General features: G+C 49.7%; 15 protein-coding genes. 10 read left to right on the top strand and 5 right to left on the bottom strand.

Annotated features, from left to right (window positions below; genetic code table 11):
• Nucleotides 1-182 precede the first annotated feature (182 nt).
• Nucleotides 183-2,540 carry a penicillin acylase family protein gene (locus MJO52_RS11345; protein WP_252081777.1) on the bottom strand — a complete coding sequence of 786 codons (2,358 nt, stop codon included), beginning with the start codon at nt 2,538-2,540 and terminating at the stop codon, nt 183-185.
• 294 nt (nt 2,541-2,834) lie between these two features.
• Between MJO52_RS11345 and MJO52_RS11340 the strand changes: the two genes are divergently transcribed.
• The 4 genes from MJO52_RS11340 (at nt 2,835) to MJO52_RS11325 (ending at nt 8,317) form a co-directional block, all read left to right on the top strand.
• Nucleotides 2,835-5,381, top strand: coding sequence for a TonB-dependent receptor (locus tag MJO52_RS11340; RefSeq protein ID WP_252081776.1), 2,547 nt, complete (start codon nt 2,835-2,837; stop codon nt 5,379-5,381).
• A 189-nt stretch (nt 5,382-5,570) separates the two neighbouring features.
• A complete protein-coding gene (gene egtB / locus MJO52_RS11335; protein WP_252081775.1) occupies nt 5,571-6,854 on the top strand; it encodes an ergothioneine biosynthesis protein EgtB in 1,284 nt (427 codons plus the stop codon).
• 1 nt (nt 6,855) lies between these two features.
• Nucleotides 6,856-7,824 carry an L-histidine N(alpha)-methyltransferase gene (gene egtD, locus MJO52_RS11330; protein WP_252081774.1) on the top strand — a complete coding sequence of 323 codons (969 nt, stop codon included), beginning with the start codon at nt 6,856-6,858 and terminating at the stop codon, nt 7,822-7,824.
• Nucleotides 7,825-7,846: 22 nt separating this feature from the next.
• Nucleotides 7,847-8,317 (top strand): DUF411 domain-containing protein, encoded by a 471-nt coding sequence (locus MJO52_RS11325; RefSeq protein WP_252081773.1) that lies wholly within the window; start codon nt 7,847-7,849, stop codon nt 8,315-8,317.
• A gap of 51 nt (nt 8,318-8,368) precedes the next feature.
• Here MJO52_RS11325 and MJO52_RS11320 read toward each other — a convergent pair whose 3' ends face one another.
• On the bottom strand, nt 8,369-9,616 hold the full coding sequence (locus tag MJO52_RS11320; protein ID WP_252081772.1) for an SLC13 family permease: 1,248 nt from the start codon (nt 9,614-9,616) through the stop codon (nt 8,369-8,371).
• Nucleotides 9,617-9,733: 117 nt separating this feature from the next.
• On the opposite strand from MJO52_RS11320, the gene MJO52_RS11315 reads away from it, so the two are divergent.
• Both MJO52_RS11315 and MJO52_RS11310 read left to right on the top strand, forming a co-directional pair.
• Entirely contained in the window at nt 9,734-10,948 is a 1,215-nt protein-coding gene (locus MJO52_RS11315; protein WP_252081771.1) for an MFS transporter, read from the top strand.
• 189 nt (nt 10,949-11,137) lie between these two features.
• Complete coding sequence (locus MJO52_RS11310) at nt 11,138-12,124, top strand: hydrolase (protein WP_252081770.1); 987 nt, start codon at nt 11,138-11,140, stop codon at nt 12,122-12,124.
• Nucleotides 12,125-12,169: 45 nt separating this feature from the next.
• Here MJO52_RS11310 and MJO52_RS11305 read toward each other — a convergent pair whose 3' ends face one another.
• Nucleotides 12,170-13,228, bottom strand: a complete 1,059-nt coding sequence (locus MJO52_RS11305; protein WP_252081769.1) for a methyltransferase domain-containing protein — start codon at nt 13,226-13,228, stop codon at nt 12,170-12,172.
• 248 nt (nt 13,229-13,476) lie between these two features.
• Here MJO52_RS11305 and MJO52_RS11300 point away from each other — a divergent pair, with 248 nt between their 5' ends.
• Nucleotides 13,477-14,097, top strand: coding sequence for an RNA polymerase factor sigma-70 (locus tag MJO52_RS11300; RefSeq protein ID WP_252081768.1), 621 nt, complete (start codon nt 13,477-13,479; stop codon nt 14,095-14,097).
• 4 nt (nt 14,098-14,101) lie between these two features.
• Nucleotides 14,102-14,296, top strand: a complete 195-nt coding sequence (locus tag MJO52_RS11295) for a zf-HC2 domain-containing protein (protein WP_252081767.1) — start codon at nt 14,102-14,104, stop codon at nt 14,294-14,296.
• Nucleotides 14,297-14,367: 71 nt separating this feature from the next.
• Here MJO52_RS11295 and MJO52_RS11290 read toward each other — a convergent pair whose 3' ends face one another.
• Together MJO52_RS11290 and MJO52_RS11285 are read right to left on the bottom strand one after the other, a co-directional pair.
• Nucleotides 14,368-14,883, bottom strand: a complete 516-nt coding sequence (locus MJO52_RS11290; protein WP_252081766.1) for a hypothetical protein — start codon at nt 14,881-14,883, stop codon at nt 14,368-14,370.
• Complete coding sequence (locus MJO52_RS11285) at nt 14,880-15,884, bottom strand: DUF2092 domain-containing protein (protein WP_252081765.1); 1,005 nt, start codon at nt 15,882-15,884, stop codon at nt 14,880-14,882. The genes MJO52_RS11290 and MJO52_RS11285 overlap by 4 nt, the downstream gene beginning before the upstream one ends.
• A gap of 217 nt (nt 15,885-16,101) precedes the next feature.
• Here MJO52_RS11285 and MJO52_RS11280 point away from each other — a divergent pair, with 217 nt between their 5' ends.
• Nucleotides 16,102-16,497: a hypothetical protein gene (locus MJO52_RS11280; protein ID WP_252081764.1), complete on the top strand. Its 396-nt coding sequence runs from the start codon at nt 16,102-16,104 to the stop codon at nt 16,495-16,497.
• Nucleotides 16,498-16,573: 76 nt separating this feature from the next.
• The gene (locus MJO52_RS11275; RefSeq protein ID WP_252081763.1) at nt 16,574-17,905 is read left to right on the top strand and encodes a TolC family protein; all 1,332 of its coding nucleotides are present in this window, start codon (nt 16,574-16,576) and stop codon (nt 17,903-17,905) included.
• Nucleotides 17,906-17,918: the final 13 nt, after the last annotated feature.

The following is a 17,918-nucleotide window of genomic DNA, read 5'->3' as shown; positions in this document are numbered from 1 at the left end:
GCTTTTTTTACCACCTTCCTGTCATTCGCTATTCTGGATGAGACTGCCTGATATCTGTTTCCAATGGTTAATCTAAAAATCCTGTCATGAGCATTAGCGGCACAGGCTTGTGCCGCAGCGAGTGTGGGTGGGGATAGGCCTGAATAACTTTTTTATCAGTATTCTCAGTAAAGTTACGGCAGTTATTGCAGTCTGAGCTGATAGCGGCTCTCTCCCTCAATAAAAGGGGAGGGGTTTCCCTCGACCCAATCTTCATGGCCTTTGTCAAAAAACGGGGATAACGGGTGACTGCTTTGCCCTGTAGCCATATGAAAAATACCCTGCTCTTCGCGCCCAGGGGAGATAACCATTCGCTCGGAGGCACCATGGGTTGGTGATTGGAAGCGGGGCATGTGGGTGTCTCCTGACAATTGGTCCTTGGGCATGGCGGTAAACCAATCTATGGCCGAGACTGCTCTTGCCAATGGGTGTCGAATGGAAGCCGTGTTTTGTTCCCCCCAGGTTTGCTCTAATAGCGGGAGCCCGCCCGTCGACATCTTATCCAGTACTTGGTTAAGTGCAGATAGCTTCAGGGCTGTCCAGGATTCAAAGTCGGGGTTAAGTAAATGTTGAGGTTCTTCTTGAGCAAGAGTCCAGATCGGATACTCAAATTGGCGTTTTAATTGACCGAAGGAAAAGTTCGGTTGGGTTTTTCGCATAAATGTAAGAATAGGGGCGGTACTAAGCTCCATAAACTTTAAGCGATAGTTGCGCACAATTCGGTATCCAGCCGAGTCAGCGCTGGCGCGTCCGCCCCAATCTCGAACGAGTTTGTAGGCTTCGTCATAGCCTTCCCGGTCATGTAGAAGTTCTGAGAGGTGTTGCTGCCATCGCTGAAGAAAAATAGCGCGATCATCCAGCTGTATATCTAATAGTGCTTGTTCATCAAATTGTTGGCGGGCAAGTAGGCTGTCGCGAATCTGCTGCTGGCGGGCACCGAGAGCATAGCCATGGTCGCCCATGATCTTAAGCCAGTCGCCGCTCAAGGTACGGGCATTTGCGCTCCAAAGGCGGTGGTTGTCTGGGTTGTAAATTCGTGGCTGTTCCACCACAGTAAGGTAGCCGTCCCAATATGTTGTGCCCTCAGCCCAACTTACTGAACGGCTGCCATCAAAGCCTATACGCTTGGGAATGGGTCCAGCGATTGTCCAGCCAATATTGCCTTCTTTATCGCCTACAACAAAATTTTGGTGGGGGATGCCGATGTCCGGGCCCAGCTCTAATGCCTCGCTGGCGGAGGTAATAGATTCCATCCGCAGCAAGTTCATATTGCCACCGGAAATATCGTGGGCAACCCAGCGATAGGCGAGGGGGGTTCCCCGGTGATCTTTACCGATAACAGGTCCCCAGATGGTTTTTTGTATCATTACCGTTTCATCTTCGCCACCTTTTACTTTTATGGTTTCCTGTTCGATAGCGAGATCTCGCCAGCCGTCTGGAGTCAGATACTGGGTGGCATCAGAGTTTAATTCCAGTGGAATAAGGTCACCCCAATCCGCTCCGGTATTGGTAAAGCCCCAGGCAACTGCGCCGTTGCTACCTGCTACCACAATTGGGCCTCCAGGCAGGGTCACACCGCGGATACTTCTTTCAGTTCCAGGAATATTCCAGCCGGCACGAAACCAGATATTGGGTACAGCCAGCCCCAGGTGCATGTCGTTTGCGAGTATGGCACTACCATGTTCTGTTAAAGCTCCCCCAACAACCCAATTGTTACTGCCGTAAACTTTGTCATCACTCTGCATGGCTTGATAGGCAATGGGTTCGTTTTTATCCAGTAGTGAGGAAATAGGCGTTTCTGGAATACTATCGAGAGATTCCGGTTCGCCAATTAGAGGCGCATCCCAAATGCCTCCGGCGGGAAAGAAGAAAGCATAGAGATCTTGAGGTAACAGATCTGCTAAGGCAGTGTCGCGCCGCTCAAACTTGCCCTCTTCACTTTGCAATGTTAAGTACATGCTAAAGGTTGCCAGCAGGCTGTCTGCTGCGCTCCATGGCCTGGGCTCTTGCCCTAGAAGCAAATACTCCCAGGGAGTGGCGTTCAGCTGCTGTAGGCCAAAGTTCACCCCGCGCACATAGTGGTCGAGAAGTTGGCGCTGGTCTTCAGGCATTGTCGCAATATTCCTCTCTGCCCGCTTGCGAAACTGATGCCTACGGACCTTCTTGTCTTTCTTCAGTACTGCCGAGCCGAGCAATTCGGACAGCTCACCGGCAGAACTTCGGCGCAACAGGTCCATCTGGAAAAAGCGCTCCTGGGCATGCAAAAAGCCCAGGGCAAAAGCGCTGCTATTGCGGTCACTGGACTGAATTGTTATTACACCCTGTTTATCTCGCTGAATAAGTGCGGGTTCTAGTAGTTGCCCTGTGACAATACTTCCTTCGAGTGATGGCAGGCTTTGTCGCCACCAACCCCAGACTGCGAGAAGAGCAATTGCGATGAGTGCCGAAATTACAACGAGTAAGGGCAATACACGACTTTTTAAATAAGACGAACGCACCATAGTTTTTCCCGTATAGCGGTTAATGAAATGGACGTTGGTAAAATCGGACCCTATAGAATCCGTAAATATATAAGTTACTAGAGAACACACCTTAGTAACTTTTCGTGACGATAATAGATAGCTATTTTCGCCGATTAACCTGTCTTTTCGCGCAATCCTTCACAAAACTGACCAGTCATAAGAAAAAGGTCATGTCGGGGTTTTAAATCCAAAAAGGCGACCGTAAGATGGCGTGGAATAACAAAAATAAAAAACCAATACATCACGCTGTATAACAATAAATGCGAGGACGCGATGATGCACGATGTTGGTAGCACCGTAAAAAACCGTCAATTTAACCTCTCTATCCTCTCCGGCGCTATTGCCTTCTTTACAGCTGTGAGCGCTAATGTTCAAGCTGCAGAAATTGAAGAAGTTGTAGTTACGGCACAAAAGCGAGCGGAAAACCTGCAGGAAGTACCGATCGCGATTTCCGCATTTACTGGGGAAAATATAAAAGAGTCGGGTGTCAAAAATCTCACGGATCTAGGCCGGTATACGCCTGGTGTCGAGATGCACAATGATACCGCTTTGCAGCCAACATACAGTATCCGCGGTATTCAAACCAACGATTGGACCGTGGGATCCGATCCGGCCGTTGCTGTTTATGTGGACGGTGTCTACACCGGTCGCGGTGCGGGCGCCGAAATTCCCCTGACGGATATAGAAAGAGTGGAGGTTCTGAAAGGCCCACAAGGTACGCTTTTTGGGCGTAATGCTACGGGTGGGGCCATTCATATTATTACCACCAAGCCCCAGGCAGATAATACCGTCGAGCTAAATCTCACCGCTGGTAATTATGGCCGCCAGTCCTCCGATCTGCTTCTCAATCGCCAGCTAACCGATACGCTTTCCGCTCGTTTCTCCGCATCCACTAACCGCCGAGACCCCTTTGCGGATAATTTGGCGGGTGGTTTTTCAGTAGGTGATCAGGATACCCAGACCTACCGCGCATCTGTTCTGTGGGAGCCTGCGGAAGATATTGAGGTGCTATGGCGGGCAGACTATGGCGTAATGGATCAGGGCAGTGCGTTGCGCACAACTATTGTGCCCAGCCTAAAAGAGGGAACCGATGTATTCGGGGACTACGCTCTGGATACACCAACCATTGAAGATCGAGATTCTTTCGGCACTTCCCTGACCGTTAGCAAAGAGTTCGATAACTTTACCCTTACCTCGATCACGGCTTATCGAAAGTTTGATGCGCACCTGCAGCAGGACGAGGATGGCACAGCCAATCCTGACCATATGTTTGGGTCTGCGAATACAGATGACCAAAGCCAGTTCTCGCAGGAATTCCGCCTCAACGGTGCTACCGACTCGATTAAATGGACTCTGGGAGCCTCATACTCCCAAGAGGAGCTGGACCACACAACTTACGCTTATTTCACTACCGGTTCTGTTGAATCTTTTGCCGTTTACGAAGGTATCAAAGAGAGTTTTCCAGAATTGACCCAAACAGAGCAGGAAGACCTGGCGGTTATGAATCGGCAGTTATTGCAGTCGATGGGGCTGGAAGGCGTTGCCAGTGCGACTTTTGTCTATGACTTGATGTTGCAAAGTGGCCAGGTGGATGCGTTACTTCATGCGCTAGGAGCGCCGGTAAGTGGCAGTATGCTCAGGGCGGATCAGGTTGTAGAGCAGATGATGGCAGGCTTCCAGCCCTGGATAGCTTCTGATGCCCCTTGGAATGAGAGTGTGCGCAATACTGGTGATTACCGCTCTACAGCGCTCTATGGCGATATGACCTGGAGTATCACCGACAAAATGGATCTGACGGTCGGTGCCCGCTACACCTACGATAAGAAAGATTTCACTATCCAAACCGCCTATGGCAACAGTATCCCGCTGTCATTGTCTGGCGGAGACGTAGATCTCCTAGATGAAAATGGCAATAAAGTCGGCAGCATCACACTACCAACAGTTGATCTGGGCTCACAGCTTTTTGGCATCGCCTTTTATAACAATGGTCAAACAGAGTTAAATTCCAAGCTGAGTGATAGCTGGAGTGATATTTCCGGCCGCATCGTGCTCGACTATCGCTGGACTGATGAGATGATGACCTTTATCTCCTTGGCGGATGGTTTTAAGGCCGGCGGATTTAACAGCCTTAACTTTGGTCCAGGTGTGGAATCCTCATTTGATCAGGAAGATGTCGTCAACTTGGAAGTGGGGCTTAAGAGTAGCCTGTTTGATAACCGCGTGCGTCTAAATGCGTCTGTATACACCTATGAGTATAAAAACCTTCAGGAGTTGGACCTAGTCGGTTACCCAATTCCCAGCTACAACCTGAGAAATGCTGACGCTGAGGGAACCGGTGCCGAGATAGAAGTGCAGTGGGCCGCTACCGATAGTCTGTTCATTGCCGGTAATTATTCATATTTGGACACTGAATTCACAGACTATCAAATTATTACTGCTATTGGTGAAACCGAGGAAGACTCCAAGGTTGGTCAGGCCAGGGTTTCCACTCCCGAAAGTAAGCTCAACCTGATGGCGGAGTACACAGTGGATTTAGCTTCAGGTGGAGAGTTTGTATTCCGTGGAGATTATAACTGGACGGATGAGCGCATCGGCTCCATCACCGATAGAACCCGCATCGTGGATGATTATCAATTATTTAATCTGCGTGCTGCTTGGAATAGCGCATCGGATAACTATTCAGTAGCCCTTTGGGTGCAGAACTTAACCGATGAAGAAATAGCTGGAGGTTATGGTGGCACTGGTGCTGCGATCGGGGCGAGCCCGGCATGGCGTTTTATGCCGAGAATGTATGGCGCAGATTTTACTGCACGATTTTAATTCATTATTCATGTCAGCATGACGAGAGTGTGGGCCGGGTATCCGGCCCTTTTTTTTTGCATGAGTTTTTCTTAATTGAATAAAGTGGCGTGGATTAGGTCGTGTAGTTCTGCAAGCTCTTAGGAATACGCCTAAAACTGCGTATGATGATTTCAATAGAACTGAATTCTATCGTAGTTGATAATTGATATGACAATATTTGCAGGTGAAGTATCTCTGGAAGAGTTACAGCAGCGGGTTCTTTTAGCTTATCAAAGGGTGCGGGGGGAGACAGAGTGTCTTGCTGCACCTTTATCTGTCGAGGATATGCAGCTGCAGTCGATGCCGGATGCGAGCCCAACCAAGTGGCACCTGGCGCACACCAGCTGGTTTTTTGAAACATTCTTACTCGCACCTTACCTCCCCAATTACCAGCTTTTTGACCCGCATTTTCACCATCTTTTTAATTCCTATTACAACAGTTTGGGTACCCCATACTCCAGACCGCAAAGGGGGGTAATCTCCAGGCCTGGAATTGAGCGCATCTACGCCTATCGCCAGTCTGTAGATACAGCAATAGAGCAACTGTTAGATATAGTTCCCATTACTTCAACCATTAGTGCTCTGCTGGATCTTGGCCTCAATCATGAGCAGCAACACCAGGAATTATTGCTGACTGATATCAAGCACGCTCTATCGATGAATCCAATGGCGCCTGCTTATAGTGAGAATACTCACGAAGAAGAAGCTGAGAGAGTTGCTGCACTTTGCTGGCTGGAAATACCCGGCGGATTCTATGGAATCGGTAGTGATGGGGAGGATTTCTTTTTTGATAATGAAGGGCCTGTACACCAGCAGTTTCTGCCTGACTTTTCAATTGCTTCACGTTTAGTCAGTAACGCTGAATATCTCGAGTTTATTGAGGATAGAGGCTATCAACAGCATCGCCTGTGGTTGTCGGATGGTTGGTCACTGGTGCAAAAGAACGATCAGAAACATCCTTTGTATTGGCGTGAAACGAAAGACGGTTGGCAGCAATATACCTTACACGGGTTACAACCACTGAATGGTTTTGAACCTGTGCATCACCTTTCATTTTATGAGGCGGACGCCTTTGCCACCTGGGCCGGCAAAAGACTGCCAACAGAATTTGAGTGGGAGGCAGCGGCTTGTCACTTGCGACAAGTAAATCAGCTTGCCAGTGCCAACTTGTTGGAAAAACGTTATCTGAAGCCCTTAGCAGCTCAAAATGGCCATACCCAGTTCTTGGGGGATCTGTGGGAATGGACTTCTAGTGCTTATTTGCCATACCACGGTTTTAAGGCTCACAAGGATGCAGTTGGCGAGTACAACGGCAAATTCATGTGTAACCAGAAGGTCTTGCGCGGAGGATCCTTCGCAACCCCGTCTGATCATATCAGAATCAGTTACAGGAATTTCTTTTATCCACATCAAGCGTGGCAATTTACCGGTGTCCGATTGGCAGGAGACTAAAGTGAAAGCAGCCGTATCGTCAGTTATTGAGAATCAACTCCAGAATAATGAATTCCTGGGGGATGTTTTGGAGGGGTTAGGGAGAAAAAGAAAGACATTGCCCTGCAAATACTTATACGATGAAGTTGGTTCACGCCTGTTTGAGGAAATCTGCGATTCACAAGATTACTACCTGACCCGAAATGAGGCGGATATATTTACAACCTATCGGGATGAAATTGCTCAAAAATTTGGACCTGAAACACTGCTGATAGAGCCAGGCGCAGGGAATTGTGAGAAGGTAGAAGAGCTTCTTGATGCTATGGATTCCCCAAGGGGCTACTGCCCAATAGATATTTCTCCCGAGATTTTACTGGAGGCAGAAAAACGGATCAAAAAGAGTTTGCCGGAAGTTCAGGTGTGGAGTGAGGTGGGTGATTTTTCCCAATCTGAGGTATGGAATAAGCTTATTCATGTTTCCTCAAGAAAAAAAGTTATCTTCTTTCCGGGGTCCACAATAGGAAATTTTGAGCCATTGGAGGCGGAGCGCCTCTTGAAGTTGTTTGCCTCGAATCTTGGTGCTGGCGATGGCTTATTGATTGGTACAGACCTGGTTAAGGATTCTGTTATTTTAGAGCGAGCCTATAACGATAGTGATCACGTTACTGAGCGGTTTAATCTGAACCTTCTGCAAAGGATCAATGTTGAGCTAGGAGCAAACTTTGATCTTTCTCTATTCGCGCATCGAGCATTTTACCACCCGTTACGTCAGCGAGTGGAAATGCACTTGGTTTGTCTAAAGAACCACAGTATTTCTATAGCGGATACATGCATAGACTTTACTGAAGGGGAAACAATTCATACTGAAAATAGTCACAAGTATTCAATTGCTGGATTCAAGAGTTTATTGACCCGCAGTGGATTTGAGTCCGTTTGCTTTTGGCAGGACCCTGCTAAGACTTATGTGATTCATTACGCTCAGGCTATTTAAAATTTGAATAAAGAGGTGGCAGTTGAAAAGGGTTTTTTTATTGCTTTTATTTGCTATCGCACTAGTTGGTGGTGCTGTCGCAGAAAGCGGTGATGACGCTGCGGGACTTATTGTTTATAAGCATCCTTTATGTTTTTGCTGTAAAAAATGGATGGCGCACCTAAAGGAAAAGGACTTCACGGCCACCTCTGTTTTTAAAGTGAATATGCAGGAGGTTAAACGTAAATGGGGTATTCCTAGAGGAATGGAAGGCTGTCACACAGCGGTATGGCGCGATCAGTATGTTTTTGAGGGGCATGTTCCGGCTATGTATATCCAGAATTTCCTGGCCTCACCACCAGAGGGTAGTGTGGGGCTAATAGTTTCAGGGATGCCGGTTGGGAGCCCGGGAATGGAAAATGGTGAAAAATTCGAACCTTATAATATCTATCTGTTGCTCCAAAATGGCGATTACCGTTTATATGCGCGTATAGAGAAACCTGAAAAAGCTTAAGCATATCTAAATTGCTTCTTTATGGCTCACTACTGTAGGTTTTGTTGCTGTTTACTGCCAGGATGCAAACCAGAGAATCCAGATATAACTTATCAGCACGCTTATAAAACTGACTGGCAGCATCAGATAAAAGAATTGCCAGAAATTAAAGGGCTTTACCCCGAACTTCTCCGCCTGCTGTAGCACGATAACATTACTGGCCGCGCTAATAATAAACAGGTTGCCGGCAACTGTTGATATGGCGGAAAGCATCATTAAGGTTTGAGGGTCTTGTTGATGCAAAAGGTTAAGGTAGATCTCTACTACTGGTACATTGGAGAATAGCTGGCTTGCAAAGAAGCTGACAAAAGCTACGGTCTCTGGTTCTGCTAAATCAATATTGCCCATTTTCAGGAAGTGCTGGAGAGAGCCAGATTGTAGCAGTGAACCGGTTACTACAAACATAGAAACAAAGAAGAAAAGAGTGGGCCAGTCTACCTCTCTTAATATCCTTCTGCGCTCATGGCTGGCCAAATATATCGGCAAACAAGCGGCTAGCCCGATTTGCCCAATACTTGGGTGATATATGCCATCCACGTTGTGTAGGATACTGGCAAGGACAATAAAGATTAATAATAGGGCTGCAGATAAAAGTGCCGGCCACTTTTGCGTAACCCTTTCTGACTCCCTGTACTCTTTACTAGCTTCGTAATTGATTATATCGCTGGTTTTGAAAAAACGTTTCAGCCATAGCATGGACAGAAACATAGTGACGATAGCGGGTACAAGAGTCCACTGAGCAAAAACGACAAACATATTGTCGAAGTTCCCGGCGTTGGCAATCAGTATGTTTTGGGGATTGCCTACGGGGGATACCATGCTGCCAATTGTGACTGTTGCACAGAGTGTAATCAGGAGTGGAATCAGTCCCCATTTCATATTCCGCGCAAGTACAATTGCAATGGGTACACCGATTACAGCAGCGGCATCATTGGTAAGAAGGGCTGCACAAATTGCCATTACGAGGATATAACTTGTTAATACAAGACTTGGATGCTTGATTGAAAGAATCCGGTGGCTGATTTGTGCGGATATCCCTGTGTCGTACAGGGCTGAGGCAATAGAGAAGACCGAGAATAAATATAATATCAGATCCCAATCTATGGCCCAGAAAGCCTCTCTAAAGGTAATTTGACGCATGAGCAGTAAAGCGATCGCACCAAGGGTCATAATATGCCAGATGCGAATCGAGGAGGGGAGCCACTGCCGGGCAGCAATCATTAAGAAGATGATCGCCGATACTATCAGGCTAAGGGACATTGGTGCAGCCTCGGATGTCGTCTCTGCTTACTGCTACTCTGAAAATCATTCTCCACTTCTTTTATTTGGTGTCAGGGCATCCACCTGGGCTGATAAATCCCACGAGAAGACTTATTTATGAGTTTAAACAAGCCTCTTCTTTTTACGAACTTCTTCGCGGGAGATGTGGTTGCAGGTTTAGGCCCCTACTTGGCGATATACCTGTTGTCAGCTATGCACTGGCAGCCAGGGGAAATTGGCATCGTTTTAGCTATTGGTGGTATCACCACGGTTTTATTGCAAACGCCCGCTGGGGCTTTTATTGATAGCACCCGCTTAAAGCGAATGCTAATAGCAACTTGCGGTATCATTATTGCGATTGTCTCTATCGCTATTGTCGCACTGGCTAATCACAAACCTGTCATTTATGGCTCCCAGGTGTTAATGGGGGCGGCTATTGCTTTCGTGGCTCCCTCTATTGCTGCCATTACTCTGGGAGTTTGTAGTGATAAGACTTTTACATTACAGACCAGTGCTAACCAGGCGGCCAATCATGCGGGCAATGTATTTGCTGCGGCGATTGCAGGAATTGTAGCGCTGACGATTGCTGCGGAGGGGGTTTTCTGGTTGATGGCCGTTATGGGCGTATTAATGGCTATCTCAGTTGGCTTTATTCCTGCCCATTCAATTGATCATATTCGAGCTCGGGGAGGTGAACGGCGCGATGCTTCGGGAAAAAGGGAGCCCGCCGGTTTTTCTGTATTGCTTACCGATAAACGCCTAATCGCTTTGGCTGTGAGTGTCTTTCTATTCCATTTTGGCAATGCGGCTATGTTGCCTCTGGTCAGCCAAAAGCTGTCACTCAATTCGAATGTGAACCAGGCTATTGCTTTTACCTCTGCCTGCATAATTGCTGCGCAATTCTGGATGATGTTGATGTCACTATTGTGTGCGGCCAAAGCCGATGCCTGGGGACGTAAAGTAATCTTTATGATCGGTTTTTGTATTAACCCTATTCGCGCGCTCTTGTTTATGTCTACAGATAACCCTTTCTTTTTGGTGGCTATACAGTCGTTGGACGGTGTGGCCAACGGCATCTTTGGGGTGATCATCATTCTGATGTGCGCCGATCTTACTAAGGGTACAGGACGCTTCAATATTACTCAGGGAGCCATGGCTGCTTTGGTGGGTATTGGTTCTGCCTGCAGTAATTTCTCGGCAGAATATGTTGTTCAGTACTTTGGGTATAACGCTGCGTTCTTATCGCTGGCGGGAATTGCCACTATTGCCGCAACCTTCTTTCTGATCTTCGTGCCTGAAACCATGTCCAAAGCTAGGGTTCAGCCGCAGTAATAACACACGATACCCGTCGCCTATCCCAACATATGTCTTCACAGGTTATATACTGATGATATTCGCGCAATACTTTCGAGGGACAGCTACCCCTCATGCTTCGCGAAGCCAGCTCTGCTTGGTCGCTATCTAGAAGTGCCTAAATTGAGCAGAGAAGGGCAGGTAAATAGCAATAGCGGAACCCGGTATATGACTGATCAGTTTATCCCCGCCACAGGCCTTGGAAACTGTCATATTCAAACCGTCTTTGGCCGTGTGCATCGCCCAGTTCCATGGATAGAAACCCAGTGCCGTTGGTATGAAACGCCGGACGGAGATTGTCTCGCACTACTCACTCCTCGCCCTTTGGTTGATGACCCTGAACTCCCATTAGTCTTGATTCTCCATGGTCTAGGTGGCTCGGTGGCTTCTCCCTATGTCCAGGGTATGATGGAATCCTTACTCGCACGCCGCTACCAGGTTGCTGTCATGCACTTCCGCGGTTGTGGGGGTGTGCCAAACAGGTTGCCCCGGGCATACCATAGCGGAGATAGTGAGGATCCACGTTGGTTGGTAGAACAGCTGAGGGGGGAGTTACCCCTGACCCCAATTACGGTGGTGGGTTACTCGTTGGGTGGCAATGTACTGCTTAAGATGCTGGGGGAGGATGGAACCTGCAGCCCGGTGGCTGCGGCGGTGGCGATATCTTCTCCAATGGATCTCCATGCGTGTAGTCGCAAGATTAATACTGGCCTTTCCAGACTTTACCAGCGCCATCTTTTGAGTTGCCTGCGCCTCACTCTCAAACAAAAGGCGCAAGACCCTTGTATGGCGGCAGCTCTGCCAAATGTGGATGATGCTACGGTCTTTGCCAACTTCCGGCGCTTTGACAACACTTTTACCGCGCCCTTGCATGGGTTCCGGGATGTTGATGACTATTACACCAAGGCATCTAGCAAGCATCTTTTACGGGAAATTGGGGTGCCAACGATGATCGTAAATTCTGTGGATGATCCCTTCGTTTGTCCATCGGCTATTCCCGAGAAGAGAGAAGTGAGCTCCATGGTGCAGTTAGAAGTCACTTTACAGGGGGGGCATGTGGGGTTTGTTGGGGGTTCTGTGTGGCGGCCGAATTATTGGCTCGAACATAGAGTCCCTAAATTTCTCGACTGTGTCATTCGGCGGAATAGAGCCTGAATACTCGGCGTCGCTGTTGCGACGCTGAGTAGTTGGGTCAGACTGTTAGCAACACTGGCTACCAGTGTTGCTACTGCTTATTGAAGGGTTAGTAGCCCCCTCAGAGAAAGGCATCTCTCGACCGCAACCGGGAAATAAACCGAAGTGCTGGGAGAAGTCACCGATAAAGTCAAAGTGGGGAGCTAAGCGCGTTTCTGCCAGTATTTTCCACGTATTACCGCAGACAGAAAACACACGCCCCTTCTCAATCCGGTGGTGCCCATCCAATACAAATTCAGTCGGTTGTTCTGGAATGCTCCCCTTATAAACCACAGCCTGGCCGTAGTCTTCACAGTCCTTTTCCAAGCCTGCCAGTTTGAAAAGACGGTAGCTGGCGGAGTAAAAGCGAACACTGCCACAGCGGGCAAGCAAAAGCGCATTGGTCACTTCCAGTGGGCGACTTTCCACCAGGCGGCTGTCGCGGAAGCCGCTGGCCTGGGCCAGTTCGAGGAAATCGTTCCAGTAGAGAGCGCCACCCAGGCACTCGCCGATGAGTTCCGGATCTGTGCGCAGGGTGTCAGGGACACGCCTATCGGCATACACATCGGAAAAGTAAAACTCCCCACCTTCCTTTAATAATTGATATAGGCCTCGTAACACGGCCCCTTTGTCGGTAGAGAGGTTCACGACACAATTGGAGACAATAACATCGAAACTACCCGGTTCCAGGCCGAGTTCATCCAGTTTTTCGATATAACCATGCAGAAAGGTGACGTTGTCATAGCCAAACTTTTCCGCGTGATAATCCTGGTGCTGGCGGGCAACTTGTAGTTGTTCATCGGTCATGTCGATACCGACCACTTCACCGCTTGCTCCCACGAGTTGGGAGAGGAGGTAGACATCGCGACCTGAACCACAGCCAAGATCGAGAACCCTGCAGCCTTCTAAAAGCGGGGGGCAAACGAGCCCGCAACCGTAATAGCGGGATAGGACTTCTGGATGTATATTGGCTAGTAGCGGCTTCAGCCAACTTGGCACCGCACTGGCATCGCAGCAGGCATCAGTTTTGAGATCTGATGTGCTTTTTAGCTGGCGTCCGTAGTAGTCCTGAACAATATCATGCATGGAGCATACCTTTCGCAGAGTGATTTTCCTTTCGGGCGCTGGGCGCCATTCGTGGGTTATTTTTTACCTGTCCTTTCTTTTTGTAACAAGTCCCGCTGCTTCACGACTAATAACTTTGTGATTGTGTTGTTAGTACCGGCAGAGGGAATTAAGTTGCCTTTTGGTGTCAGGGTGAGCTGGCTGTTAGATAATTCTCGCTTTTTAGTTAATATCGCCGGTCTCCGCTTCGATTTTATGAGGGAACGTAGTTGAGCGATTACCTTGCCCCTGATGCTTCGCCTGAACCAAGAGTTGAGGAATCCTTGCAGAACCCCCAGTTTCTGGTGGATCTGCGCCAGCAGATGCTTCGTTTTGCCAGCTTGCAGTTGCAGGATGCCCAATTGGCTGAAGATGCTGTGCAAGAGGCCCTTATGGGAGCCCTGAAAAACTCCCGCAGCTTTACCGGGCGATCGGCCCTGAAAACCTGGGTGTTTGCCATCTTGAAGAATAAGATTGCCGACATTTTGCGACAACGGCAGCGCTTTGTTGATGCAGACCAGCTGGTGCGTGGGGATCGCGAGGAGCACGATCACGACGAGTTATTTGATCAAACCGGCCACTGGAGAAAGGATGAGCGACCAAAGAAATGGGCAGACCCCGAGTCGGCTATTCACGACAAGCATTTTTGGCGAATCTTCGATGCATGCCTCAATCATCTGCCTTCCCGCCAGGCGCAAATTTTTATGATGCGAGAGTTCATTGAGCTGGAGAGTCACGAGATCTGTGCCGCAGCAGAGATTTCGGTGAGCAACTTAAATGTGACACTGCACCGGGCGCGCCTGCGATTACGTGAATGCCTGGAAGATAACTGGTTTGGCGTGGAGGGCTGAGTCAATGAAATCGTGCCGGGAAGCTACGCGGTTGATGTCGGAGTCCCAGGAGCGCAGGCTGCAGTTGCGGGAGCAGGCCAGCCTTAAGCTGCATTTGGCAATGTGCGCCCCATGTAGGAACTTTGGCAAACAGCTCAGCATCCTCCGTGGTATCAGTAAATCCTATGCCGAGGGTGGGCCGGAAAGAACAGAGGACTAACTTTCCTATAAGTCTCCCAGCGCCATAAACCCAATAGAGAGTTTCAGTTAGGCGCTGGGAAGAATTTCAAGCTATCGCCGCGGCCGCCGTGGTGCTCCTACATGCCGATAGGCGATATGCCCTGCCACGAAATGGGGTTGATACCAATAAGACCCACATCGCTCATAGGTCACATTACCGACCGTCACACTGACACAGCTGGGAGGTAGTGTGTAGAGCCAGCCACCAACACCCACAGCAGTAACCCCCCAATATCTAGGGCCGGGATAGGGCCAGTGTCGAGGGCGCCAGGGTGGAGGGTAAGGAGGGTGACGGTGGTGCCCCGGGCGAATGGGGTGGAATGGTGGATGGTTTGGAAACCTGCGCTCAAAGTCCCCCCGTGCAAATTCGCCGTGGAAGCCTCCTCCGGGTCCTGGGCGAACCGCATTGAAGTGTCCACCCACATTAAAATGCGCGCCGCGTCCACCAAAATGCTCGCGCGCCTCCACCTGAGAGCTGAACACTGCGGCGAGCAGAGTTCCGGAGAGTAATAGTGGTGCCGCCCATAGTGACAAGGCTCGCGACTTACGATGCTTAGCATGGATCATTGTGGCGCCTCCTGCTTGTTTGGCTCAGCCTTTTTAAACGGGATTTGTTTGTGCTTCCCGGTAGCTGGAGTGAACTCTTTTGCCGCTTCTGGTTTGGCCTTCATCCATTTAAGTGTCGCGATAAAGCGCGGCTTGGCTGGATCGCGGGTATTAACGGTGGATATCCGAAGTGGTAGGGGCTTATCGCCAACCTGGATCCAGATCTCCCAGTCCAGGTTTTCCGAACGGAAAGCCCAGTGCTTGGTACGTTGCCCGTTAACTTTGGGAGAGTTAACCAGAAAGCCCTCCTTGATCCCTGCCCAGGCGTCCGGTTTGCGCCCCCATTCCAGAAGGTCTGCAAAAGGTACTTCAATGCCGTATTCCTTTGCTGCCTTGGAGAGTACTTGGGAGGTGGGTTGAGAGGCCTCCATTTCGGCAAAATAACCATTGCGCGGGGCAATCATGGTGAACTTGCCACCATTGTGAATAAAGTTCCGAGTAATTGAATCAGTAGTCATATCCACGCGCAGTTTATCTGGTGGCATTGCCATGTATCTGACTTTGCCCCCGATCAATAACTTTTGCTCATTCTCAAGTACTACATCGGCAAAAATTCTGGCTTTGAACATCAGCATCTTCATGCTCGCCAGGTATTTTCCCATTGCCTTCAGTGCCTCCATGGCTTTGGGATCAATAGCTTCACCATTTTGGTCAACTCCCGCCAGGGACTGAGAGCTTTGCCCTTGTCCAGATGAGGTATCTGGTGGTGAAGAGGGTTGACCTTGACCGGTTGTGCCCCCCGGTGGCGCAGGGGGTTGGCCCTGACCGGTAGTATTGTCATTAGGAGCTGGGGGTTGGCCCTGCGGTGGATTGTTTGAGACCCCCTGCTGGTCCTGGGTCGGCGGACTACCTGGCTGAGGCGGTGGGGGAGTGGGCTGTGCAACTACGGCCGGAATTAAGGCTATTGACACAGCAAGAAGCATTGCTCTGGTGTGGCAGCCAAGTGGATGAGGGGCAAGCATATACAGATACCTCCCGGTACAAACTCAAGTTAATGGCATCAAAATCAGTGTAGAGGAGTTGAGGGTGACCAAATGGACAGGGGGCTCACTTTGCTGACTAGGGCTTCTATTTCTCAAAGCCGTTGGCGGTGCGCAAATTCTGAGAGGGTTTTCTGTTTGAGCTATCCTGACATGTTTGCTAGAGTCCTGCATAAGATTTTGTGGTCCCCCTGTTCATATGAACCTAGTTAGGCTGTCTTTTTTATTGATCGCACTGCTGGTCTTCCAGACCGCAGGGGCTTTCTATGACAGTCATGAAGAACTGCAGGATGTAACCGGGCATCTACTTCCCCACCATCTGGACCAATCTGATCTCAATAGTGAATTCACTTCGCCGGAACTTGGCGAGGTGGTTCAAGTTTCGCTCCCTGTCGATGAGCCCGCGCAACAGTCACCACTTCTCGACTTTTGTAATCACTGTTGCCACTGCCATGGCAGTACCGTTGCCGGACTGCTCGGACAGTCATTCCAACCCTTTCTCTGGGGTACCATTTCTTATCGTGAAGTGATTAATATCGCGGTACCCAGCGGTTACTTCTCTCCCTTACTGCGCCCACCTATAACCCAAGTCTGATTGATCTATTACTGCGTGAGTTAAGAGAGTCGCAAGACCCAGCTCACGTATATGGGATGTGATTTGGGAGATATCCATGGATTTGTTTCACACGCTCATTGCGAGTGTGATTCGTCGCCTTGCCGCCTGGCTATTGGCGATGGCGATATTGTGGTTGCCTGTGCAACCTGTATTTGCACAAGAGGGGGGCTTGCTAACACTACCGGATGCGATAGGGCTTACGCTTGCGCAGAATCCGGAGCTTGCAGTTTTTCCATTACAGAAAAGGGGTTTGGATGGTGCCGGGCAGACTGCGGCACTAAAGCCGGAGATGGAGCTGGGTGTTGAGGCCGAGTACAAGCACTTCAATGAAGGTGACTCGGACAATACTCCAGATCCAGAGGACGATGCCGACAATGAGTTTGAGCTGACGGTAACTCTTTCTTCAGTCGTGGAGATGGGCAATAAACTCCAGGCTCGTGTAGATGTTGTCAATGCGCAGCGCGACCTGTTAATCGCCGATGAACAGGCTAAGGCTTTGGATCTGTTGGCGGAAGTGATCCGCCGCTATACCCAGGTCTTGGCCGCCCAAGAGCTGGTGGTTTTGGCGGAAGAGAAAGTCGCGCTGGCACGTGAGGCTTTGAGCGCTGTAAGCGCGCGGGTCAGTGCTGCGGCCAGCCCCGTCTCAGAGCGTATGCGTGCGGAGTCTTCTCTGGCAAAAGCGATCCTCGCACAACAGACCGATCAGAGCATGCTGGTGTACTACAAGCATGCGCTCTCGGCACTCTGGGGGCAGCCAGCCCAAAATTATCGCGTGGACTCCGCTGAGCTTTATCGCTTTGATCCGGGTGCAAGTTTTGAGGCGCTTTATGAAAGAGCCCAGGCAAACCCTGCGATAGCACGATTTGCTTCTGAAGAGCGTTTGCAAGCCTCCCGGCTACGCCTGACCCAGGCGAATTCCAGACCGGATGTAGGATGGTATGCAGGTCTTCGTGTGAATCCGGCAGTTAATGAAACTGCAGTCCAAGCGGGTTTCAGCGTCCCCCTATTTACCGCCAAACGTAATCGCGGTGCTGAACTAACCGCAATGACAGAGCTGGATGAAGTCATGCTGCGTCGTGAGGCAGCACTTTTGCAGCTCTACCCACAGCTTTTTCTCGCAGTGACCAGCCGCGAACAGGCCCTGGGTACTGTCTCCACCTTGCAAGACTCTGTAATCCCCAAGCTGCGCCAGGCTTTAACTGAAGTAGATCGCGCTTACCGCCGGGGTAGGGATTCCTATGTAGACCTGATTTCTGCCCGGGATGAATTGTTGAGTGCCGAGCGAGCCCGCATTGAAGCGGCGCGATCCGTACTTCTTTTCGGCGCAGAAATTGAACAGCTGACCGCCGGACCCTTGGGGCCCATGAGCGTCGATAGCAGTAAATAATTTTGGATTGAAA

Source organism: Microbulbifer variabilis (assembly GCF_023716485.1).
GTDB classification, from domain to species: domain Bacteria; phylum Pseudomonadota; class Gammaproteobacteria; order Pseudomonadales; family Cellvibrionaceae; genus Microbulbifer; species Microbulbifer variabilis_B.
Note: the sequence above shows the minus strand (reverse complement) of the source record. Positions and strands in the feature narration are given on the sequence as shown.